Source organism: Sphingomonas sp. T1, assembly GCF_902506585.1.
In the GTDB taxonomy this organism is placed as follows: domain Bacteria; phylum Pseudomonadota; class Alphaproteobacteria; order Sphingomonadales; family Sphingomonadaceae; genus Sphingomonas; species Sphingomonas aerolata.
Genome location: NZ_LR733875.1, coordinates 2,203,177 through 2,225,647, shown reverse-complemented (window position 1 = coordinate 2,225,647; position 22,471 = coordinate 2,203,177). Strand labels below are relative to the sequence as shown.

Below are 22,471 nucleotides of genomic sequence, written 5' to 3'. Positions count from 1 at the left end.
TCTCTCCACGATCCTTGTTGTGACGCGCGTCCGATACCGGAACGGCGTTCAGAACGCGAAGATCTTGCCCGGATTGAACAGATTGTCTGGGTCCAGCGCGTGCTTCAGCGTCCGCATCAGTTCGACCGCGTCGCCCAGTTCGGCGACCAGCCAGTCCTGCTTGCCGATGCCGATGCCGTGTTCGCCGGTGCAGGTGCCGTCCATCGCCAGCGCGCGTTCGACCATCCGCGCGTTGATTGCCGAGACCTCGGCCAGTTCAGCCTCGGACTCCGGATCGATCGAGAAGACGACATGGAAATTGCCGTCGCCGACATGACCGAGAATGGTCGCGGGGACCGACGACGCCTGGAGGTCGGCCTTGGTCTCGCCGATGCACTGCGCCAGGCGGCTGATCGGCACGCACACGTCGGTCGCCCAGCCGACTGCGCCCGGACGCAGGTTGACCGCCGCGTAATATGCCTCGTGCCGGGCCTTCCACAGCCTCGAGCGTTCCTCGGGCAGGTTCGACCAGCGGAAGTCGCCGCCGCCATTCGCCGCCGCGAGCTCGCGCACGGTCTCCGCCTGTTCGTCGACATAGCTTGGCGAGCCGTGGAATTCGAAGAACAGCGTGGTCAGTTCGGGGTAATCTAGCTTCGACCAGGCGTTGACCGCCTTCATCTGCACGTCGTCGAGGATTTCGACGCGAGCGAGCGGCACACCGATCTGGATCGCCTGAACCACCGTATCGACCGCGCCGTTCAGCGTCTCGAAGCTGCACACCGCGGACGAGATCGCCTCGGGAATGCCGTGCAGCCGCAGCGTCACCTCGGTGATGATGCCGAGCGTGCCTTCTGAGCCTACGAACAGCCGGGTCAGATCATAGCCCGCCGCCGACTTCCGCGCGCGACGGCTCGTACGGATCTCGCGCCCGTCTGGCGTCACCACGCGCAGGCTCAGCACGGCCTCGCGCATCGTGCCATAGCGGACCGCATTGGTGCCGCTCGCGCGGGTCGCAGCCATTCCGCCGATCGTCGCATTCGCACCGGGATCAATCGGGAAGAACAGCCCTAAGTCGCGGATATGCTCGTTGAGCTGCTCACGACGGACGCCGGCCTGTACCGTACAATCAAAGTCCTCGGCGTTGATCGACACGATCTGGGTCATCTCGGACAGGTCGACCGAAACGCCGCCATGCACAGCCAGCGTGTTGCCCTCGATCGAGGTCCCCGCACCGAACGGCACGATCGGCACCTTGGCCGCGGCGCACAGCCTGACGAGATCCACCACCTCCTCGGTCGACCGCGCGAAGACGACCGCGTCGGGCAGCATCGGGGCGAAATGCGCCTCGCTGCTGCCGTGGTGGAGGCGCATCGCGTCGCTCATGTGCAGCGCAGTGCCGAAACGCTGCTGGAGCGCTGTGACGAACGCCGGATCGAGCGGCGCCCTTTCGATCTGTTCGACGTGCATGGTCATCCTAGAACCGGAAGCTCGCGCGCACGCCATATCGGCGGCGGTCGCCCTGGATGGCGAGGTTCGACGCCAGCGGCGCAAGCCCGGCCCGCACCAACGCCGATTTGTCGATATAGCTTTCGATGAATTTGGTATTGAACAGGTTGGTGCCGAACGCGGTTACCGTCAGGCCACTGGAGAAGCGGAAGCCGAGCGAGGCGTTGGTGATAGCATAGGCCGATAGTCTTGGCGCGACATCGGGGTCGAGCGACGACCCGATCCGGCTACCCTTCCCGAAGATCCCCGCGTCCAGCAACACCGCGTTATCGCCGACCGGGACGGTGTAGGTGGTGTTGAAGTTGAAGTTGTAGTCGGGCGTGAAGATCACACGGTCGCTTGATACGTGGACGCCGGTGGTCGCGAAATACTGGCTGTCATCGGTGATGCGGGCATGGAGATACGAGGCGCCGGCGTCGATCCGCCAATGATCGCTAAGGCGAAGGTGCGCTTCCAGTTCGGCGCCGTAACTCTTGACGGTGCCGGTGTTCAGGTTGATCGCGACGAACCCGCCCGTGGCACTCGGCGCCAGCGAGTTCTGTCCGATGAAGTCCTTGTAGTCGTTGTAGAATATGTCCGCGTTGATCGTCAGGCGGCGGTCGAATGCATCGAACTTCGTGCCCAGCTCATAGGTCCAGACATTGTCGCCCTTGTACGTTGCGTCCTGCGGCCGCGTACCCGGACCGTTCTGGCCACCGCCGCGGATTCCCTTGGCCACCGAGGCATAACTCATCACCGCCGGCGTCCAATGCTGGGTCAGCGTGACGCGGGGTTGGAACTGGTCCTTCTTATAGACCGGCGCGGTATAGGGCGTCACGCCGTTGACCTGGCTCGCGACCAGCTTCTGATGATCGTAGCGCCCACCGACCGCGAGATCGAGCGTGCCCACTTTCAGGAAAGCGGTCGCGAAGATCGCGCGCGTATCGTTGCGGACATAGGTCGACGAGGGCGTGGTCGAGGCGGGCAGCGGGAAGGTCGGGCCCAGCAGCGCGCGGAAATCGATCGTCGTCAGCTGATCACTCACCTGCGTGTAACGGTTGCCATACAGCCCGATGAGCGTCGAAAACGCATCGCTCCACTGCGTATCGAAGCGCAATTCGGCCGTCTTGGTCTTCAAGGTCGAACCACCGCGGGTACGGAGCAGGTCGACCGCACCAAAATCGCCGTCATTGACCCCGGAAAGATTCTTCTGGTTGTACGCGCCAATCGCGGTGATCTTGGTCTTGAGCGATGCGACGTCGAACTCGCCCTTCACGTTCGCGCCGTAATAATCGATCACCGCCCGGTTCAGCACGTTGGTCGCGCCATCAAGCCGGTAATCGGTCGGCCCGGCGACATGGATGTACGACGTGCTGCCCCCTGCGGCCCGGTCGTAATTGCCGTTGACGGTGAACACCGCCCAGTCGGCGGGCGTGAAGCGGAGCGTGCCACCGACGCTCTGCTGCTTCAGCGGGTTCATGTCGCCGATCGTCAGCGTGTTGCGCATGAAGCCGTCCTGCTCGTGATAGGACGCGCCGATCCGGAACTGGAGCAGGTCGCGGACGATCGGCCCGCTGACCGACCCCGAGACCGAGGCGTAGTTGTCCGTACCGGCGATCGCGGCGTCGAACCGCCCCTCCCACTCGTTACCCGGCTGGCGCGTGATGACGTTGATCGCGCCGCCCAGCGTGTTGTTGCCGAACAGCGTCCCCTGCGGCCCGCGCAAAACCTCGATCCGCGCGACGTCAACGATCGGAGAGTTCAGATATGATGTGTTCGGCTGATAGACGCCGTCAATGAAAATGCCGACGCCGGGCTGCACCGTGTCGATCAGCGTCGTACCGATACCGCGGATCGACACGAATGCGCGGCCGACGCTGTCGGAATTGATGTTGAGGCCCGGCGTGTAGGACGCGATGTCCTTCACCGTATTGACCTGCAACTCCTTCAGTCGGTCGCCGGAGATCGCCGTCACCGCGATCGGCACATCCTTCAACGATTCCTGGCGCTGACGTGCGGTGACGATGATGTCGTCAGAGCGTGCGGGAGATGTCGCCTGTGCCTGATCGGCGGCGTCTTGCGCGGATACCGGCGTGGTGGCGAGCGCGGCGACGGCGCATCCTCCGGCGAGCAATGTCTTGAAGCGCATTGGATCCTCATCCCCTCAGAGCGCCGATCCATCGCCGGCTACTTCTAGGCTCCAAGCTATCTGATAGCTGACCTGTCTGAAAGGTTGTCGACTGTGCCGCCCGGCTCGCGTACTTCGCCGATCGGTACGCTACCAGCAGCTATAGCCGCCATCGGCGAGCACGATGCTGCCGGTCATCAGACTGGCCGCGTCCGAGGCAAGAAAGGCGACGATCGCCGCGACTTCTTCAGGTTCCCCCAGGCGCCCCTGCGGCGTACCGTCGATCCAACGCTTGTACATCTCCCCCTCGCGGTCCGCGAAGCTGTTGAGGACGGTGTTGATATAGGTCGGCGCGACGGCGTTCACCCGCACGCCGCGCAGCGCCCATTCGGCCGCGAGGCTCTTGGTGAGCTGATGCACCGCGGCTTTCGATGCATTGTAATAGCTTTGCGGTTGCGGCCGGTTGACGATGAAGCCGCTCATCGAACCGACATTAACGATCGCTCCCTTCCCTGCCGCCAGCATGTGCCGTCCAAAGGCGCGTGCACACCAGAAGGTGCCGTTGAGATTGACGTCGAGCACGTTCAGCCAATGCTCGTCGGCGACGTCCTCAGCGGCGGTCTCGCTCCGCGCGATGCCGGCATTGTTGACGAGAATGTCGATCGCCCCGAGCTGATCGGCCAGGGCGGTGACCTGTGCAGAGTTCGTCACGTCCACCACATGGCCGTCGACCGCATGGCCCTTGTCCGCAAGCGCAGCTCGCCCCGCCGCGATCGCCGTCGCGTCGCGGTCGACTAACGTCACGTGCGCGCCCATTTCGGCTAACGCCCCGGCACAGGCGAGACCGATCCCCGCCGCGCCACCCGTCACGACAGCACGGCGGCCGGTAAGCTTTAGTCGTTCGAGATACATGACCGGTCCTTCACGGCAGATAGGGTGCGGCGGGCATGGCGGGCTCATGCCGCGCCTCCTGCCGGACCAGCGAATAGACCTGTCGAGTTTCTGCATCGAACTCGACCCAAGGCAGGCTGCCATCCGTTGCGAAGCGGATCCACAGCGCGTGCATCCGGTTGGCGAGGTCTTGCGGCGGGTTGGGTCCGCACAAGCCCTGCTCGCCGGTTGCGGTCGCCAGCGTATCGAACACGAACGGCAACTCCATCCCGTGCGACGCACCGAGTTGGCCGCCGAACATCGGCGAACGCCAGTCGAACTCGTACATGTGCGTGCGCCCTTGGTGCGCCTCAGCAAACCTGCGTGCGGGCCAGCGAAAGACGAGGTCGTTCATCGCGTCGGTCAGCGCCTGGCCGGGCTTCCTGCCCTTCGTCCCGATACCATATACCTTCAATACCTTGCGGGCATGCGGTTGCGACTTGTGGAGGACATAGGTTGCCAGCAACCGCCCGATCTTGTCCCGCACGCCGGTCGGGACGAGGTACAGGTTCATCTCTTCCGCGTTGGTGCCGATCAGCAGGTCGACTTGCGCGCCCGCACCGTTCGCTAGCGCATCGAGCGGACGCTGCGGCAGCACGTCGTCGCCGTGGACGGGGACGAAGCGGCTGATTCCGAACACCGGTTCGTGCCCGCCCTCGTCGCGCAGATCGATCCGTGCGGTCGGCGCGGATACCGCCTCTACCGCGTCGATCAGCGCATCGTACGGCACGCTGCCAAAACCACTGACGTCGGGGGTGATCTTCAGGATCTTTGCCAGCTTCTTCACCAGACGCTGCATCACCGGCACCGAGCGCGTCATCCCGCCATGCCCGCTCTGAACGATCGCGCGCCGGAACAATCCCCTTGAGAGCGGGGATGCCATCAGGTCGGCGATCGCCATCGCGCCGGCGGATTCGCCGAACACCGTGACATTGCCCGGATCGCCGCCGAACCGCGTTATGCCGTCTCGTACCCACGTCAACGCCGCGATCATGTCGCGCAGGCCAAGGTTCGTCGGCACGCCCGGGATCGGCAGGAAGCCGTCCACCCCCATCCGATAGTTGATCGCGACGCAGATCACGCCGTCGCGCGCGAAGGTGCCGCCGTCCTGCACGGGCGCATCCTTGCTGCCGATCACGAAGCCGCCGCCGTGGATGAACACCATCACCGGCAAGCCGGTCCGGTCGTCATCGGGACGCCAGATATTCGCCGTCAGATACTCGTCGCCCGGCACCCAGCCTTTGCCGATCAGCGGTACGATATCGAGGCCGGGAAATGCCTTGGTCCGCTGCGGCGCGTTGGGTCCGGCCACCGTCGCGTCGCGCACCTCGGGCCACGGCGTGACCGGTTGTGGCGGCGCGAACCGGTTCGCACCCACCGGCGCCGCGGCGTAAGGCACGCCGAGGAACCGTAGAACACCGCCCGCAGCGTTTCCCTGCACGATACCGTCGGCGGTGGAGACCATAGGTTCGCTCACGATATTCTCTCCTTCGGATCCGCAGCAGCGGTCGAAGGCAAAGGTAGCAGCCGTGAGGCGCCAGTCTCGAACTCAGGCTATGCTAATCGTTGTTTTGATCGTGCCGTACGGCGGGCAAGCACCCGCCCGCGTTACCAGGCTCCAGTTCCAGTCGCCCCCTGCCGGTATTCGGCGATGCGCCGTCGGGTCGCCGGGGACGTAGTTTCAGGCAGGTCGTCCACCGGGAACCAATCAGCCTGTTCGATCTCTTGCAGATCAGCACGACCCAGGATTCTGCTTGCTGCCGTTCGCACGATAAAGATCACGATATGATCGTCCTTGCTCTCTCGGCGACTGTGATAGACGCCCAGCACCCGCTCGATTACCGGGTCAGCAATCGCCACTTCCTCGGCAAGCTCCCGCACAAGCGCGGCGGCGATACTTTCGCCCTTTTTCACGCCGCCGCCCGGAAGATACCATTGATCGACATAGGTATGCCGCACCAACGCGACCCTCTCGTCCGGATCCAGCAACACAGCGCGGACACCGATCGTGCGCGGCTTGCTGATCCGCCATACCAGCCTTGCTACCCTGCCGACCATCCGATGATGTATCCCCACGCGCTCATTTCCCTGCCTGTAGTCGACGCTTCGCAGTGATACCCTAGAACAGGGCCGTACGCTCCAAATGCCTTCGGTGCGCACAGTCATGCAGCGGCCTTGCACAGGAATTGGTTTCGTCGCCTGCCCCGAATGCGCGCAGACTGCGACAGCTCTTCTGATATCCGGATCACGGGGACGACGCGTCGGGATCACGTCTGCTCGCCGTGCTTGCCATCCCGGACATCGGGGAGGGGTCAAGACGTGGGAGAGTGATGGTGAATCAGGGTGCACAGCTGTTTGCGATCAAGACGCGGGCACGACCATGAGGCAGCTTCACCGGGCGAACAATGTTGCTGACCTGCGCCTCATGGCACGCAAACGGCTACCGCGACCGATCTTCGACTATATTGACGGTGGCGCCGACGACGAAGTGTCGCTGCGCCGAAACGTCACCGCATTTTCAAACTACGAGCTGGTGCCGGACATACTGAACGACGTCTCTGTAATCCGGACCGGCACGACGCTGTTCGGACAACCATCGCGCTGGCCATTGATGCTGGCGCCGACGGGGCTCACCCGGATGTTCCACGGCCATGCCGAACTGGCCGTCGCTCGCGCCGCTGCGCGTCACGGCATAGTGTACAGTCTGTCGACGATGGGAACGACGCGGCTGGAAGACCTTGCCCAGGCATTCGCCGGACCGAAGGTTTTCCAGATCTATATTTTCAAGGACCGCGGTCTGACCGCAGAGTTCGTCGCGCGTTGCCGGGATGCAGGCTTTCATGGGCTGGCGCTGACCGTCGACACGCCGGTCGCCGGCAACCGCGAGCGAGACAGGCGCAGCGGACTGTCCCTGCCGCCCAAACTGACGCTGAAGTCGCTACTGAGTTTCGCGCGTCATCCGTCATGGTCGCTCCCCGCGCTGACAGGGTCAAAATTCGATCTCGCGAACGTGAGCCACAGGATCGACGCGCTCGCGTCGGGGCCGATGAGCCTGTTCGATTATATCGGCGGCCAGTTCGATCGGTCGGTCGGTTGGCGCGACGTCGAATGGCTCGCACGCGAGTGGAACGGGCCGCTCGCGATCAAGGGCGTGATGACACCCGAGGACGCGCGACGTTCGATCGCGTCGGGCGCGACCGGCGTGATGGTATCGAACCACGGCGGACGCCAGCTCGATGGAGCGCCCGCCCCGATCGACCAGATCGCAGCGGTACGCGACGCGGTTGGCGGTGGGCCGGACGTCATCTGCGACGGCGGCATCCGACGCGGCTCGGACGTGGCGAAGGCGTTGGCGCTTGGGGCAACCGCCTGTTCGATCGGGCGCCCCTATCTGTACGGCCTCGCAGCCGGCGGAGAAGCAGGCGTCGATCGCGCTCTGACGTTGTTGACAGAAGAGTTCGAGCGCACGTTGACGCTCGCCGGCGTGAACGATGCAGCAGCCCTGTCACGTGGCCATGTTCGGTCTCGGGAAAACCGGCGTGATATGGCGTAGCTCTCGACTTGAAAAAGATCGCCATGTTCGCCTGCGCTACTGGGCAGGCTCAACGATGCCTGTGTATCCGACGCCTGCCGCCTTGGCCGGATCCGATCTGTTTCTGCATAACTATACTCAAGAGACCAGCCTTGCGCCTTCATTTAACCAACCAAAGTTCGGGCTCTTGCTCCAATTTTCTCCCAAATCAGATTCGCCCCCAAGACCGGCCGTTCCGACGGCTTTCAGCGTCTCGCAACTCCGGACGCCCGTTCATATCCGTCACACGACTACGCGATAATCTCGGCTTTAGGTCTTGGCCGCCGTTCCTCCTCGGCTGGCGGGAGCATTGACAAGGTGAATGTCGATCGATCCTAGGTGCCGATAGACGATCCGGGGGACCAGCCATGAAGACGATTTTCGCGACCTGCACCGCCACGCTGGCGTTGCTTGCCGGCCCCGCGATTGCACAGAGCAAGGCGCCAGCGGCGACCCGGTACGAGATCGCTTTCCCCAACGCGGTCCATCATGAGGCACAGGTGACCGTCACCTGGCGCGACCTCGGACCGGCCCCCTTGCGCATCCAGATGTCGCGCTCCTCGCCCGGCCGCTACGCGATCCACGAATTCGCCAAGAACGTCTATTCGCTCGCCGCCAAGGATGGCCGCGGTCGCGCGCTCGCGATGACGCGGACCGACCCCTATGGCTGGACGATTCCCGGGCACGACGGGACGGTAAGCGTCACCTACACGCTGTTCGGCGATCACGGAGACGGCACATATGCGCAGATCGACGCAACCCACGCGCATCTCAATATGCCCGCAACCTTTTTGTGGGCGGTCGGGCAGGACGCGCGCCCGATCAGCGTCCGGTTCGTGCCATTTGACGCCAAGTGGAAGGTCGCGACCCAGCTCCAGCCGACCGGCGACCCCTACACCTTCGCCGCGCCCAACTTCCAATATTTCATGGACAGCCCCACCGAGCTGTCCAATTTCGATCTGCGCGAATGGCAGGTCGGAGAGGGACCGACGCGCGCCACGATCCGGCTCGCGGTCCATCACGACGGCTCGCCCGCCGACCTCGATCGCTTCGCCGCCAGCGCCAAAAAGGTCGTCGCGCAGCACATCGCGATGTGGGGCGAACACCCCGCCTACGACTTCGGCACCTACACTTTTATCGCCGACTATATGCCGCAGATCAGCGGCGACGGCATGGAGCATCGCAACTCGACGATCATATCGCAGCCGCGTTCGTTCACCGCGGCGAATTTTGCGCAGATCGACACACTCAGCCATGAATTCTTCCACAGCTGGAACGTCGAGCGCATCCGCCCTGCCGAGCTCGAACCGTTCGACTTCACCCGCGCCAACCCGACCCCGTCGCTCTGGCTTGCGGAAGGGTTCACCCAATATTACGGGCCGCTGATGATCCGCCGAGCGGGCGAATCCGCGATCGACGCGTATCTGCGCGGGGTCGGCTCTACCGTCAACGCGCTAACCACTGGCACCGCACGCCGTTACGGCGGTCCGCAGGAAATGAGCCTGCGGGCGCCGTTCGTCGATGCGTCAAAGTCGATCGACGCGACGAACCCCAACATCTTCGTATCCTACTACACCTATGGCGCCGGCCTCGCGCTCGCCCTCGACCTGACATTGCGCCAGCGTTACCCGGGCATCACGCTCGACACGTTTATGCGCCACCTGTGGCAGACCTTCGGCAAGCCCGAGCGCCCCTATACCCGCGCCGACCTGTCGCGCGCGCTAGGCGAGGTGACGAAGGATCCCGCCTTCGCGGACGCCTTCTTCAGGACCTCGGTCGATGCCGAGGCGCTTCCCGACTATGCTCCCCTGCTCGACCAGGCGGGTCTGAAGCTCCGTCCCGCCAACCCGACCGCCGCGTGGCTCGGCAACGTCCGCCTCAAGACTACCGGCACCGACGTCCGCATCGACGGCGCGCCCGCCCCCGATACTCCGCTCTACCGCGCCGGCCTCGACAACGGCGACCAGATCGTCAGCCTAGGCGGGACGGTGATCACCAGCGATGCTGACGCGGCTGCGGCGCTTGGCCGTTACAAGCCCGGTCAGACCGCCGACATCACCTACCGCCAACGCGGCCTCGACCGCCGCGCCACGCTGACGTTCCTCGCCGACCCCACTGTCGAGGTGGTCCGCTACGAAACCACAGGGGTTAAACCAACCGCCCAACAACTCGCGTTTCGCGCCGCGTGGCTCGGGCCGGATGTAGTGGCCAACTAGGCAGGGTCGACACTCGGGGTTTCAAATACGCTTAAGTCTGATCCATGGATGTCCATGGGAATCGGCAGCGCGTGCATTTGAGCCAGGACAAAAAGATCATCGTCAGACGATGATAGGGGGCACCACGGAGAAGAGAATTGTCGGGGAGTTTTGAGGCCGCGAAAACCCATTCCCGGCCGCTTGCGGGCTCTTTTCGGCTTCACAACTCCGGCCGCGCGTTCATGTCGCAAAAGCCCGATCCGAGCGGCTTGGTTTGGGGACATTCCCGCCGATTGCAGCGATAACCCGAACGACAGCTCTATGCAGAAGCCGACGTTCAGGCGCAGTCTTTGTTGGAAACGATGCCACTGATCAAATCATCAAGGCGGTTCAGCCGCTCGTTCCATTCCTGACGGTGATAGTCGATCCAATCCTGCAACGGCGCGAGCCCGGCAGGATCGAATTGACAGGTGCGCACCCGTCCAAGCTTGGTCGAGCTGGCGAGCTTGGCTTCCTCAAGCACGGCAAGGTGCTGGCCTATTGCCGTCTTGCTGATCGCCAGTACCGCAGCGAGTTCCGAAACGCTCGCGGGCCGCTCCGCAAGATGACTCACCATGCGACGGCGATTGGCGTCACCCAGCGCATGAAACAGAAGGTCGACCCTCGACGAGCGGACAGTCTCTACGGCAGGCTGCATCATGCGGGCTGCAGTTCCGAAGCCATCGTGTCGAGCAGGAAGTCCCACCCCATCCGGCGCATTGCCGGGCCGTCGGCGCCTTCGAAATAGACGGCCTGGTGCGTCAGCAAGACCTCGCTCTTGTCGTCGAGCGGCGAGATTTCCACGGTGACCACGGCAGCAGACACGCGGGCCTGATCGACGTCGAGCGTTTGGAAGAACACGATCCGCGCGTTATCGACGATCTCAGCATAGGTTGAGGTCCAGCACAGCTCCCTTCCCGCGATCGGAGTGCCTGGCAGCATCCTGGCGGTGAGCTTCTCCTCACCGCCCGGACGAAAGTCGAAGCTGTAGGACAGTGGCTCGTGTCCGGGACTGGCGGCGTACCACCTGCTCTTGCGGTCCTGAAAAGCGAAGGCGCCAAAAATCGCGGGCGGAGCGGCATCGCAGATTTTGCGGATTTTGAAGGTATCGTGTGTGATGGTCATCGATTCGCTCCTCAGTGAAGCTTTGACTTCACTAACTTTCAGGAGCCTTTTGGTCAAGTCTGTACTTCACTATTGCGCCCGCGACTGTTGGATCTGCGATGGCCACGGGAGTACCGAGGCGTCACCGGCACTTATTGATCGCGTTTTTGCCGACAACGCGAACGCCGTTCGTTGAAAATGGCAGATGGTGCCAAATGGCGCGCACTTAGGGCGCCTTGCTGTCAGACGGATACCCGCCGACCCATTTGCAGATTCCGGCAGAAGCTGCCGTCGAACGCCCGACTTGCTAACGGTGCATTTTCGTCGAGCGCTGCCTTGCCTATCCCCCCTTCCCGCAAGACCTATAAGTCGCCATTCGCCCCACCCTTCCCGCTCCCCGACTTCGGACGCTCGTTCATCGTCGCGAATGATCAACTTCCCACCCCAGACATCCTCGGACGAACGTCGCGACCTGGTCGAAAGCGGACGTTAGGAAGGCTGTTCTAAGCGTTTTTGAACAATGCCGCGAAGAAGGCTGCACATAAAGTCAGAGCCGCAAAGGAAAGAAATTCTACCAACCCGCTTTTTGTGCTCCGTGATCGGTGATGAAGAAGGGCTACTGGAAACCAAGCCAGAGAAATAATAACCGCAACAATGAACCATCCAGATCTGAAATTATTAGTGGCTATACCGGCCGTATGCGGCAGAAGTAAAAGCATATACACAAAAGATACTGCGATAACGCTTAAGCGCGAGAGCCAGCCGAGTCTTTGTATCAGCACACGCCCCTCCTCTAGAAGCGCACTTTAGCGAAACGAGCGACGTCCGCAAATGGGCGTTCCGGACTGCCAGCCCTCCGCACGTCGGGGTGTCTACAAGCGGGAGTAAGTCCCCCGCCCCGACAGCCAAGGTATCACCTATGCGCTACCCCGGATCGTCGCTACCCCCGTACCCACGAGCAGCGAAATTCGAGGAGCGTGTGATGCGTCATCATACTTTATCGGCGGTGATCGCAGTTGCCATGTTAAGTTCTACCTCAGGCTCCGCGAGCCCGGTGCAGGGTGTTGTTTCAGGCATCTATGAACTGGACACTGCGCGGAGTGACAATGCTTTCAAAGTAATCGACAGCGGCACCGCCACCATTTCCGACGACAAGCGCCCTCGCATTCGGATGAGGCTCCGCAAGTCCATCGCGGTAAATAGGATTAGAATTTCTACCGCAGGAGGTCGGGTCGGGCTCGCCTATGATGCCAAAACACCCATCGTAGTTTGGATAGGCGGAGATCCGGTCACCTGGAAACTCGTCCCAGAGCTTGTTTTCGATGTATCGGTAGAAGCTGACGGTGGAACCGTCGCTCTGAAATTTCGCGGCGACGACAGCGAGCGAACCTCAAAATATCATAGTGTCGGCCAGGATTTGGTAGAGAATACAACGATCACCAGTCCACTGCTTTCTACACCAATCGTCTATAAACAGGTCTTTAGGAATATCAGATGACAGGTTCCAAGACTAAACCTTCAGGTGATAAGCCGTTGAGCAGGCTTCATCCCGTAGATGCGGATGCCGTTCGAGATGGTCTGACTAACCTCTAATTTTCAGCGCGCTACGACTATGAACGGACGGCAGCAAATGGGTGGAACTGCCCGGCAGCGCGGGGCTGATAGGACCCACAGCACGAAGCCGCTGCGCGGCAGTGGTGGTGGCGGTGGGGTAGCGCCCTTGCGCTGAGGTTTGGTCCTGCGGCAGCGGCGGCAGACGATGGAGTTCCTTCAACAAGAGGAACTTCATCATCCGCCCCACAGACCGCCCCCGCCGCCACCCAGCCGGTCGATGTCGAGGCGGTGCTCTCGGGCATGGCGTCGCGCAAGAATTCGGACCTCAACTGGCGCAGCTCGATCGTCGACCTGATGAAGCTGCTCGACCTCGACTCCAGCCTCGACAACCGCAAGGAACTCGCCACCGAGCTCGGTTATACCGGTGCCAAGGACGGCAACGCGGAGATGAACATCTGGCTGCACAAGGCCGTGATGAGGGAACTGGCCAAGAATGGCGGCACCGTCCCCGCAGGTTTGCAGGATTGAGTGCATCGGCGCCGGCAACCAAGGCCGGCGCCGAGCATTGAGGTGATACCGACAACCCTCTGAAAGGACACGAAATGCGCGCTATGACGCTGGGGCTTATGGCCGCCTCCACCCTGATCGCCGGCTGCGTCGGCGGTGGCGGCGACCGCTACGGCGTCGACCCGCGCTATCGGTCCTACGACTATAACCGGCCCGACCCCGCCTATGGCAGCTACGACGCGGGCCGCTACTACCGCGACGACCGCCGCTACCGCGAACGCCGCCTGTCGAACAACGACCGCATCTACCGCGGCAATGACGGCCGCTATTATTGCCGTCGCAACGACGGGACGACCGGTCTGATCGTCGGCGGCGTGGCCGGCGGCGTGCTGGGTAACGTGATCGCACCGGGCGGTTCGGGTCTTCTCGGCACCGTGCTCGGCGCCGCCGGCGGCGCGCTCGCCGGACGTGCGGTCGATCGCAGCAACACCCCGGCACGCTGCCGCTAATGTCCGGGGCTGGCGGCGTTCTGTTACGCCGCCGGCCTTGGCGCTGCGGGGGATCTTTCTTATGGTAATGGTCGTCTAAAAACACCGCCAGATTTGCAATTTCGGGTCGTCTGGCCCATATGGAGATTTGCTACAGTCGCATATCGACGGTTCTTGGCGCTTTGCGGCACCTTTCTCCTTCTTTCCCTGCTCCGCGGCATCGGGCAGTCCGAACCTCGGATTGCCCCATAACAAAGAAGGAGCCATCGCATGGCTATCACTGGCACCGTAAAGTTCTTCAACGCCGACAAGGGCTATGGCTTCATCGCTCCCGATGGCGGTGGCAACGATGCATTCGTGCACATCACCGCGGTTGAGCGCGCCGGCATGCCGACGTTGAACCAGAACCAGCGCGTCACCTACGAGCTCGAGCCTGACAAGCGCGGCAAGCAGTCGGCTGTGAACCTCCAGCCGGCCGACTGAGGCTGTCGGCGGACTTGTCCGCCGATGACTGATTTCGGTTGCGGCGCGGCGACCCCTCTGGTCGCCGCGCCTACTTCCTCTAGGTCCTCAGGAGCGCAGCAGCATGGCCGATAATCCAGAATTCTACCGGGCCCGCGCTGAAGAAGAGCGTCGCAATGGCGATGCCGCCTCGCTCGACAATGTCCGCGACCGCTGCCGCCGCGCCGAAAAGGCCTGGGATGACATGGCCAACCGTGCCGAGCGCACGCAGACGTTGCGCGCCGCCCGCGAAGCCGCCCCTCCCGGTGGCGAGCGCATGGCAAATACCACGATGATCCCCGCCGAATAAGATCGGCTTCGAACGGCCGCCGACATCGGCGGCCGTTTCCATATCCAGCGTTTGGGCATGGCAACATGCCGCGCCGTCAGCGCAGCCCGCCTGTATCTTTCCACCGGTCGAGTATTTCCGGCGCGGGTGGTAATCGATCCGCCTCGGCAGGCGTCGATCCGATCCCCGCATTGGTCTGCACCGTAGCCGACATCACGACACCCGAACCCGAGGCGCCTCTGGCGCCATCCGCGATGTCGGGCCGCGCTGTGGTCGGAAGGGCTGCAAATGCCGCGCCGGTGGCCCTACCTGGCAGCGGCTCACCGCCGAGATAGTGCTGGTTAAAGGCCGCGGCGGTGCCCCAATAGCCTTTCCACCGGTGGAAGAAATGTGCGCCGACCACCGCCGTCATCACCAGACTGCGGCTCCATAGCGGCGTGACAGCATAGGTATGATAATGCGTCGCCAGTCCGACCGGCGTATAAACATAGCCCGCCAAAGCCATCGCCGCATTTCGCTCGGCCCGGACCCACGCAAGCCTGGCCGGCGCGTGCGCGGTCGCACCGTCGCAGGCAAAGCTGAACTGACATGCAGTCGGTGCCCCGCCCGAATGCGGCCCCTGATAGACTACGCCGCAGACGCTTGCCGGGAAGGCGGGATGGCGAACGCGATTGAGAATGACCTGAGCAACGGCGCGTTGCCCGGCATCGGGCTCGGATGCGGCCTCGTAATAGATCGCAGTCGTCAGGCAGAACAACGCCCGCGCCCGGTCCGCCGCGCTGGTCCTCGTCATTGAAAAGGGACGTCCTGCCACGACGCCGGGATCCCCTATAGACGCATCAACGAAAATGGGCATCTTGGGGAGGGCGATCGTTCCCGTCACCCCGGGGACGGGAGCCGCAAAGTCCCCGGGAATGCTCTCAAGAACGTCGCTATGCCGCCCCTCGCCATCACCGCCGCGAAGAGGTGTCCCGGCATCCCTTGGCGCGTAGCGGAACGCCGCGTGCGCAAACAGCGCGGTCGACGCGATCACGCCGGATATGGCCACCGGCAACCATCGTCGTCTCGATGACCGGGAGGCCCAGCGCGTCGTGTTCAAAATCCCGCTATCCTTGCGCCACCGTCATCAAAGACGGCCAGCCATATCGCAGGAAACCCTACCGTTCCGCTACCGAATGCCCGCGGTCGTCCCGACGAGAGTCATTTAAGTGCGGCGGTATCGAGTTTTAACGCAGCCTCGGGGATCAGCTCGGCTTGCGGATAGGCTTTTCGGAGCGAGGGAGCGAATTGCTTGGCATCGCCGACGACCACGATACTGGCCTTTATGGGATCGAGCAGCGCCGCGGCTGCGGTTTGGACCGACGCGGAATCAACTGGGCCAACCTTTGCCGTAAACTGCTGCAGTTCATCGACGGCAACGCCGTTCTGGACATAAGATCCCAGAATCCCCGCCACGCCGGACGTCGTCTCGATCCCGCGCCCGAAATTCCCGACAAGTACCGCCTTGCGTGTCTCCAGTTCGCCCGGGGACACGGGTGCCTTGCCCATGCCCGCCAGCTCCGCTGCGATCAGCGAGACGACTTCCGTTGCGGTAGGGTTCTTGGTCTGTGTCCGCGCGGCAACCGTTCCCTGTGTCTTCCCCGCGTCCAGCGTGCTGCCTGCGCCATAGGCCAGACCGCGCTTGATCCGGATTTCCTGGTTCAGTCGTGAAGAGAAGCCTCCGCCAAGCACGGTGTTCGCTACCGCCAGCGAATAATAGCGGGGGTCGGTACGCGCGATCGCCGGCCGAGCGACGACGACGCCAGCCTGGCCCGCATCGGGCATGTCGACGACGATCACGCGGGGCGCCGGGTAATCGATCGCCATGGCAGGTGTCGTCGCCGCGCCGGTCTTCTTCCAGGGGCCGAATTGGGCGTCGGCCAGCGTCTTCGCCTGCGCCGCGGTGACGTCGCCGACCATGATGAGCGTAGCCTGATCGGGGCTGAAGCTGCGCGCATAGGCCGCGGTGATGTCGGCCCGGGTGATCGCCTTCAACGAGATCGGGGTGCCGCCGATCGGTGCGCCATAGGCGGACGCGCCGAGAACCGCCCGGTCGGCGACCAGTGCGGCAAGCTGCGCCGGATCCTTGAGCGCGAGCGATACCGCGTCGATTTGCTGCGTCCGTGCCCGTTCGATTTCGTCGAGCGCGAACGCGGGGTGCATCGCCACATCGGCAAGGATCGACAGGGCAGGGGAGAGCTGATCCGCCTTCACCGTGACATCGACGGCGGCACCGTCGCTGCCCGCATCGCTGCCGATCGATCCGCCGAGCCCTTCTATCTGCCGCGCAATCTGCGTGGCCGTCCGTGTGCGCGTGCCTTTTGTCAGCAACTCGGCCGCCAGGCTGCTGACACCTGCCCGATTAGCAGGATCGGTTGCCGCGCCGCCACCGGTAACGAGATAGGCGGTGACGATCGGCAGATCGTGCCGCTCTACGGTGATAAGCCGCATGCCATTGGCGAGCTGCGTTGTGATCGGCTGGGGCAGGGTCGGCGAAATTGGTGTTCCGGGGGCGGGGGGAAGGACGCGCTGTCCTTCGGCGGCGGGGGTAACGATCTCGACGTTGGCGGGCGCCTTAAGATCGGCGACGCGGACGCTGGGAGCCACATCGATCGTCGCGACCGGCGTCGCAGCAGGCTTGGCATCGAGCGGGAGATACCGGATCGTCGCGGACTGCGCGTCAGCCAGATAGGTCCGTGCGACGCGCTGGATATCTGCGGCCGTGACCTGCGCAATGGCCGCGAGCTGGCGGTCTGCGGCGCGCGGATCACCGTCCACGATCACCGATGACGCAAGGGTGCTCGCCTTTCCTTCGGCGGTTTCCCGGGCGATGATCGACGCTGTCAGAATTTCGTTCTTCGCCTCGGCCAGTTCGGCAGGCGTGACGGGGGCATCGCGCAGCCGTGCGATCTCACGCTTCAGCGCGGTCTCGCCCGCGTCGACGGTCTTGCCCCCGGCCATGATGGCGTAGATGACCAGATTGCCGGTCGACTGCTTGCTGTCGATCATGGCGTCGGCGGACTGCGCAAGTTGATCGCGGTAGACGACGCTTTCATAGAGCCGCGAGCTCTCGCCCTCCGACAATATCGCTTTCAGGAGACTAAGTGCGGGAATGTCGGCAGCGCGATCCGCCGGGATATGATAGCTGATCAGCACCGCGGGAAGCGGCGTGTTGGGCTCGTAAACCGTACGCGTCACGGCTTGGGTACGGGCCGGCTCAGTGACCGTTACCCGGGGAATTGCCCCGACCGGCTTCTTGATAGGGGCGAAGTAGGTGTCGATCCAGCGGTCGAGCTGTGCAGGCTCGAAGTTGCCCGAGACGACCAAGACCGCATTGTCGGGTCGGTAATAGGTTGCATGAAAGGCGCGGACGTCGTCGATGCCGGCGGCTTCGAGATTTTCCAGGCTGCCGATCGTACCACGTGCATAGGGATGTCGCGCATAGGCGAGCGCGGGATAATAGAGCGAGAACAGCTTGCCATAGGGCCGAGCCAGCGTGCTCTGGCGAAGCTCCTCCTTCACGACGTCACGTTCGGAGGCGAAGCTCTTGGGCTCGACCACGAGGCTCGCCATCCGGTCGGCTTCGGCGAACAGCAGACGCTGCAGGTGATTGGCCGGAACCACCTCGTAATAATTCGTATAGTCGTCGTTGGTCGATGCGTTGTTATAGCCGCCGACGTCCTCGGTCAGCCGGTCCATTTGTTCTGACACCAGGTTGCGGGTCGATTTGAACATCAGATGTTCGAACATATGGGCAAAGCCGGACCGGCCCTTGGGATCGTCCTTGGACCCGACGTCATACCAGACCTGGACCGAAACGTTGGGTGTCGCCGTGTCCCGGATGGCGTAGACACGCAAACCGTTGGCCAGCACGCGTTCGGTGAAGGCGAGCGGTTTTACGGAGACGTTCGACGTAGATTTGGGGGGGGCGGACTGCGCCACCACCGCTGCAGGACAACAGGCTGCACCAAGCAGCAAGGCGGAGCGGAGGAGGCGCATCTGTGTCCTTACTTCTGGGTACGCGAGCGGTTGAAAAGCACCGCGCCGGCGATGGCGGCTGAGCCTATGCCGACGCCAAGCCCGATCTTTGCAAGCGGCCAGGTCTTCGCTTTCTCTACGGTCGCCTTTGCTGCGGCTTCGGCGTGGAGCTTTGCTTCCTTGGCTGCGGCGAGAATTTCGTTGGGGGTATCGTCGTCGGCAGCCGTTGTGATGGGGTCGGTCACGTCACTCTCCTAACTCGATTTCCGACCATACTCCGCTCGGAAATCATTTGCGAACTTCGTCAATGTACCGGCGGCGATCGCAGCGCGCAGATCTGCCATCAGCGTTTCGTAGAACCAGATATTGTGTTCGGTCATCAACATCGCGCCCAGCATCTCGCCCGCGCGGACGAGATGATGCAGATAGGCCCGGCTCCAGGTGGCGCAGACCGGGCAAGCACAATCAGCCGCCAGCGGCGACTGGTCTTCGGCAAACCGGGCGTTGCGGATGTTGATCGGGCCCTTGCGCGTGAACGCCTGTCCGGTCCGCCCGGATCGCGTCGGCATGACGCAATCGAACATGTCGATTCCGCGCTCGACAGCGCCCACGATATCGTCAGGCTTGCCGACGCCCATCAGATAGCGGGGTTTGTCGGCGGGCAATTGTCCGGGGGCGAAATCCAGGCATCCGAACATCGCCTCCTGTCCTTCGCCGACCGCCAATCCGCCGACCGCATAACCATCGAAGCCGATATTGATCAGCGCGTCCGCCGAGGATTTGCGGAACGACTCGTTCAGCGCGCCTTGCTGGATTCCGAAGATCGCGTTGTTCTCCGCATGGGCACCGCCTGCATCGAAGGCGTCGCGCGATCGCTTCGCCCAACGCATCGATCGTTCCATGGCGGCGGCCTGAACCTCCCGCGTGGAGGTCGTCGGGACAAGCTCGTCGAACGCCATGACGATGTTCGACCCCAATAATCGCTGGATCTCGATCGACCGTTCGGGGCTGAGCAGGTGCCGAGTTCCATCGAGATGCGATTTGAACGACACGCCTTCCTCGGACCGCTTGGTAAGATCCGCGAGGCTCATCACCTGATACCCACCCGAGTCGGTCAGGATCGGCTTCGACCAGCCCATGAAGCCGTGAAGCCCACCCAGTCGCGCGACACGTTCCGCGCCGGGACGCAGCATGAGATGATAGGTGTTGCCAAGGATGATGTCGGCCCCGGCGGCCGCCACGTCGTCGGGCTTCATCGCCTTGACCGTCGCGGCGGTGCCGACCGGCATGAAGGCGGGGGTGCGGATCACGCCGCGCTGCATCGCGATCTGGCCCGTGCGTGCTGCGCCATCGGTGGCGGAAATCGTGAAGTCGAAACGAGGGGACACGGTATGATCCATTAACGGCGCTTGCCGCGCGGTGGGGCGTTGGGGGCGAAGCTCCTGATCGTCAGCAGCTCCTCGCGCACGAGCACCCCGTCGCGGTTGCGATCGAAGCGGAGAAAGAATTGCGCAAATCGGGCCTGAAGCTCGCCAAGGGTGATCGCGTTGTCGCCATCGCGATCGACTTCGAAGGGGCTGGGCAGGGCGTTGCGATCGCCAAGCCATTTCAGCGACCAGTCGGCATAGGCGATATAGCCGATCTTGCCCGTCGTGCTGCCCTCGGCGCCCGCAAAGCTCCGCGCGAGGCAAGTGTCAAGTTCGGGCCTGGTCACGCGCGCGTCGCGATCCGCATCGCAGGCGGCGATCAGCATCGCGGCCGGTTCGGCAAAGATCGTTGCGGGCGGTTGCGCAATCCCCGCGGAAGGCACGACCTGCAAAGCCAGAATCAACGGGATCAACATGGGCCGGTCATGGCAGCAGCAGGCTGGCATCGCCATAGCTGTAGAAGCGATACTTGGCCGCAATTGCATGCGCATAGCCGGCCTGCATCCGCTCGCGTCCCATCAGCGCCGATACCAGCATGAACAACGTTGACCGCGGCAGGTGGAAATTGGTCATCAGGCCATCGATCCCCTTGAAGCGGTAGCCCGGCGTGATGAAGATCGCCGTGTCGCCCTCAAACGGGCGGATGACGCCGTCGTCACCGGTCGCGCTCTCGATCAGTCGCAGCGATGTCGTGCCGACCGCGATCACCCGGCCGCCGGCGGCGCGCACCGCATTCAGCTGGTCCGCCGTGGTCGCATCGATCCGGCCCCATTCGGCATGCATCTGGTGATCGTCGGTATCGTCCACCTTCATCGGCAGGAACGTGCCCGCACCGACGTGCAGCGTCAGCGTTGCCTTCCCGATGCCCGCAGCCTCGAGCGCCGCCATCACCGATGGGGTGAAGTGCAGCGCCGCGGTCGGCGCCGCGACCGCGCCGGGCTCGGCGGCGAACATTGTCTGGTAATCCTCGGCGTCGCGCGCGTCCGTCGGGCGCTTCGCCGCGATATAGGGAGGCAAGGGCATTCGCCCCGCGCGATCGAGCAGCAGTTCGATCGGTTCGTCGCCTGCGAATTCGAGCGCGTAGCTGCCGTCTTCTGCCCGGTCGACCGCCCGGGCGACGACGCCGTTGCCAAAATCGATCGGATCCCCATCGCGCAGACGGCGCGCATTTCGAATGAAGGCGCGCCAACGCCGCGGCCCCTCGCGCTTGTGCAGCGTCGCCCCGATCTTCGCCCCGGACGAGAGCTGCCCGTCCTGCTCGATCCCAGCACGACGCCCTTCGAGCTGCGCCGGAATGACCCGCGTGTCGTTGAACACCAGCAGGTCGCCGCGACGCAGCTGTCCAGCCAGATCCGTGACGCGCAGGTCGCGTGTTGCATCCCCGTCTAAGACCAACAGCCGTGCGGCATCGCGCGGCGTTTCGGGCCGGAGTGCGATACGGTCGGTCGGCAGGTCGAAGTCGAAAAGGTCGACGTTCAACGGACTCTCACTTCTTCGCGGGGGCCTTCTTGGCAAGCTTGGGCTTTGCAACGACCGCCGGTGCTGGCCTCGCCTTGCTGCTGCCGGTCCCCGGCAGGGTTACAGGCGCGCCCAGTGCCGGTGGCGGGGTAACGGGCGCGGCGACATAGGCCGGCGGGCTGTCCGCAGCGATATAGGCGTGCAGGATCCGCGAGGGGTTTGCCGGCGGCTCGCCGCGCTCGATGGCGTCGACATATTGCATGCCGTCGATCACCCGGCCGAACACGGTATATTTCTTGTCGAGGCTGAGGCGCGGCTGAAAGACGATGAAGAACTGGCTGTTCGCGCTGTCTTCCTTTTCCGAACGCGCCGCGGACACCGCGCCGCGAACGTGCGGCAGATAATTGAACTCGGCCTTCACGTCGGGCAGGGGTGAGCCACCGGTACCGTCACCCTTTGGATCGCCGCCCTGTGCCATGAACCCGTCGATCACCCGGTGAAACGCCAGGCCGTCGTAGAAATGCTGCCGGGTCAGGGTTTTGATGCGCTCGACCATCAAAGGGGCGACGTCGGGACGAAGCCAGATCGTGACCCGGCCCCCCGTCGACAGGTCAAGCAGCAGCAGGTTCTGCGTGTCCGTCGTCAACGGCGGGGTAGCGCGTCCGGCAACGGCGGGATCGATGATCTGGGCGGACGCAGGCGCCGCGACGAGGCACCCGAGGATCGCAAACATACCGGCGAAAAAGCGCATCAAATCCCTACTCGCATTGGCCATGAGGCCGGGGCCGACCTTGAAGCC

General features: G+C 63.5%; 21 protein-coding genes. 7 read left to right on the top strand and 14 right to left on the bottom strand.

Going from position 1 to position 22,471, the window contains the following annotated elements; translation table 11 throughout:
- Nucleotides 1-48: 48 nt before the first annotated feature.
- The 5 genes from GV027_RS10105 to GV027_RS10085 form a co-directional block, all read right to left on the bottom strand.
- Entirely contained in the window at nucleotides 49-1,452 is a 1,404-nt protein-coding gene (locus GV027_RS10105; protein WP_443029531.1) for an FAD-binding oxidoreductase, read from the bottom strand.
- Nucleotide 1,453: 1 nt separating this feature from the next.
- Complete coding sequence (locus GV027_RS10100; RefSeq protein WP_159511772.1) at nucleotides 1,454-3,613, bottom strand: TonB-dependent receptor; 2,160 nt, start codon at nucleotides 3,611-3,613, stop codon at nucleotides 1,454-1,456.
- Nucleotides 3,614-3,742: 129 nt separating this feature from the next.
- Entirely contained in the window at nucleotides 3,743-4,504 is a 762-nt protein-coding gene (locus GV027_RS10095; protein WP_159511771.1) for an SDR family NAD(P)-dependent oxidoreductase, read from the bottom strand.
- Nucleotides 4,505-4,514: 10 nt separating this feature from the next.
- On the bottom strand, nucleotides 4,515-5,999 hold the full coding sequence (locus GV027_RS10090; protein ID WP_236559150.1) for a carboxylesterase/lipase family protein: 1,485 nt from the start codon (nucleotides 5,997-5,999) through the stop codon (nucleotides 4,515-4,517).
- A gap of 131 nt (nucleotides 6,000-6,130) precedes the next feature.
- Nucleotides 6,131-6,580, bottom strand: a complete 450-nt coding sequence (locus GV027_RS10085; protein WP_236559149.1) for an NUDIX domain-containing protein — start codon at nucleotides 6,578-6,580, stop codon at nucleotides 6,131-6,133.
- 322 nt (nucleotides 6,581-6,902) lie between these two features.
- On the opposite strand from GV027_RS10085, the gene GV027_RS10080 reads away from it, so the two are divergent.
- Both GV027_RS10080 and GV027_RS10075 read left to right on the top strand, forming a co-directional pair.
- Nucleotides 6,903-8,075 carry an alpha-hydroxy acid oxidase gene (locus GV027_RS10080; protein WP_159512847.1) on the top strand — a complete coding sequence of 391 codons (1,173 nt, stop codon included), beginning with the start codon at nucleotides 6,903-6,905 and terminating at the stop codon, nucleotides 8,073-8,075.
- 386 nt (nucleotides 8,076-8,461) lie between these two features.
- A complete protein-coding gene (locus GV027_RS10075; protein WP_159511770.1) occupies nucleotides 8,462-10,309 on the top strand; it encodes a M61 family metallopeptidase in 1,848 nt (615 codons plus the stop codon).
- Between the two features lie 316 nt (nucleotides 10,310-10,625).
- Here the strand turns inward: GV027_RS10075 and GV027_RS10070 are convergent, their stop codons facing one another.
- Nucleotides 10,626-10,988, bottom strand: a complete 363-nt coding sequence (locus tag GV027_RS10070; protein ID WP_201302604.1) for an ArsR/SmtB family transcription factor — start codon at nucleotides 10,986-10,988, stop codon at nucleotides 10,626-10,628.
- On the bottom strand, nucleotides 10,985-11,452 hold the full coding sequence (locus GV027_RS10065; RefSeq protein ID WP_159511769.1) for an SRPBCC domain-containing protein: 468 nt from the start codon (nucleotides 11,450-11,452) through the stop codon (nucleotides 10,985-10,987). Before GV027_RS10065 ends, GV027_RS10070 begins: the two co-directional genes overlap by 4 nt.
- A 961-nt stretch (nucleotides 11,453-12,413) precedes the next feature.
- Between GV027_RS10065 and GV027_RS10060 the strand changes: the two genes are divergently transcribed.
- The 5 genes from GV027_RS10060 (at nucleotide 12,414) to GV027_RS10040 (ending at nucleotide 14,791) form a co-directional block, all read left to right on the top strand.
- Complete coding sequence (locus tag GV027_RS10060) at nucleotides 12,414-12,929, top strand: hypothetical protein (RefSeq protein WP_159511768.1); 516 nt, start codon at nucleotides 12,414-12,416, stop codon at nucleotides 12,927-12,929.
- Between the two features lie 227 nt (nucleotides 12,930-13,156).
- Complete coding sequence (locus GV027_RS10055) at nucleotides 13,157-13,513, top strand: DUF3597 domain-containing protein (RefSeq protein ID WP_159512845.1); 357 nt, start codon at nucleotides 13,157-13,159, stop codon at nucleotides 13,511-13,513.
- Nucleotides 13,514-13,587: 74 nt separating this feature from the next.
- Nucleotides 13,588-14,001 carry a glycine zipper 2TM domain-containing protein gene (locus GV027_RS10050; RefSeq protein WP_192003563.1) on the top strand — a complete coding sequence of 138 codons (414 nt, stop codon included), beginning with the start codon at nucleotides 13,588-13,590 and terminating at the stop codon, nucleotides 13,999-14,001.
- A gap of 249 nt (nucleotides 14,002-14,250) precedes the next feature.
- Nucleotides 14,251-14,463, top strand: a complete 213-nt coding sequence (locus GV027_RS10045; RefSeq protein ID WP_031394996.1) for a cold-shock protein — start codon at nucleotides 14,251-14,253, stop codon at nucleotides 14,461-14,463.
- Nucleotides 14,464-14,566: 103 nt separating this feature from the next.
- Nucleotides 14,567-14,791, top strand: coding sequence for a hypothetical protein (locus tag GV027_RS10040; protein ID WP_056405216.1), 225 nt, complete (start codon nucleotides 14,567-14,569; stop codon nucleotides 14,789-14,791).
- A gap of 76 nt (nucleotides 14,792-14,867) precedes the next feature.
- Here GV027_RS10040 and GV027_RS10035 read toward each other — a convergent pair whose 3' ends face one another.
- From GV027_RS10035 to GV027_RS10005, 7 genes are all read right to left on the bottom strand, one after another.
- Nucleotides 14,868-15,869, bottom strand: coding sequence for a cell wall hydrolase (locus tag GV027_RS10035; protein WP_236559148.1), 1,002 nt, complete (start codon nucleotides 15,867-15,869; stop codon nucleotides 14,868-14,870).
- Nucleotides 15,870-15,970: 101 nt separating this feature from the next.
- Entirely contained in the window at nucleotides 15,971-18,808 is a 2,838-nt protein-coding gene (locus GV027_RS10030; protein ID WP_159511767.1) for a M16 family metallopeptidase, read from the bottom strand.
- 8 nt (nucleotides 18,809-18,816) lie between these two features.
- Nucleotides 18,817-19,032 (bottom strand): hypothetical protein, encoded by a 216-nt coding sequence (locus GV027_RS10025; protein WP_197975095.1) that lies wholly within the window; start codon nucleotides 19,030-19,032, stop codon nucleotides 18,817-18,819.
- Between the two features lie 9 nt (nucleotides 19,033-19,041).
- The gene (gene tgt, locus GV027_RS10020) at nucleotides 19,042-20,187 is read right to left on the bottom strand and encodes a tRNA guanosine(34) transglycosylase Tgt (protein ID WP_159511766.1); all 1,146 of its coding nucleotides are present in this window, start codon (nucleotides 20,185-20,187) and stop codon (nucleotides 19,042-19,044) included.
- Complete coding sequence (locus GV027_RS10015; protein ID WP_159511765.1) at nucleotides 20,187-20,630, bottom strand: EF-hand domain-containing protein; 444 nt, start codon at nucleotides 20,628-20,630, stop codon at nucleotides 20,187-20,189. Before GV027_RS10015 ends, tgt begins: the two co-directional genes overlap by 1 nt.
- A 7-nt stretch (nucleotides 20,631-20,637) precedes the next feature.
- Nucleotides 20,638-21,693, bottom strand: coding sequence for a tRNA preQ1(34) S-adenosylmethionine ribosyltransferase-isomerase QueA (gene queA / locus GV027_RS10010; RefSeq protein ID WP_159511764.1), 1,056 nt, complete (start codon nucleotides 21,691-21,693; stop codon nucleotides 20,638-20,640).
- Nucleotides 21,694-21,700: 7 nt separating this feature from the next.
- Nucleotides 21,701-22,423 carry a peptidylprolyl isomerase gene (locus GV027_RS10005; RefSeq protein ID WP_159511763.1) on the bottom strand — a complete coding sequence of 241 codons (723 nt, stop codon included), beginning with the start codon at nucleotides 22,421-22,423 and terminating at the stop codon, nucleotides 21,701-21,703.
- Between the last annotated feature and the right edge of the window lie 48 nt (nucleotides 22,424-22,471).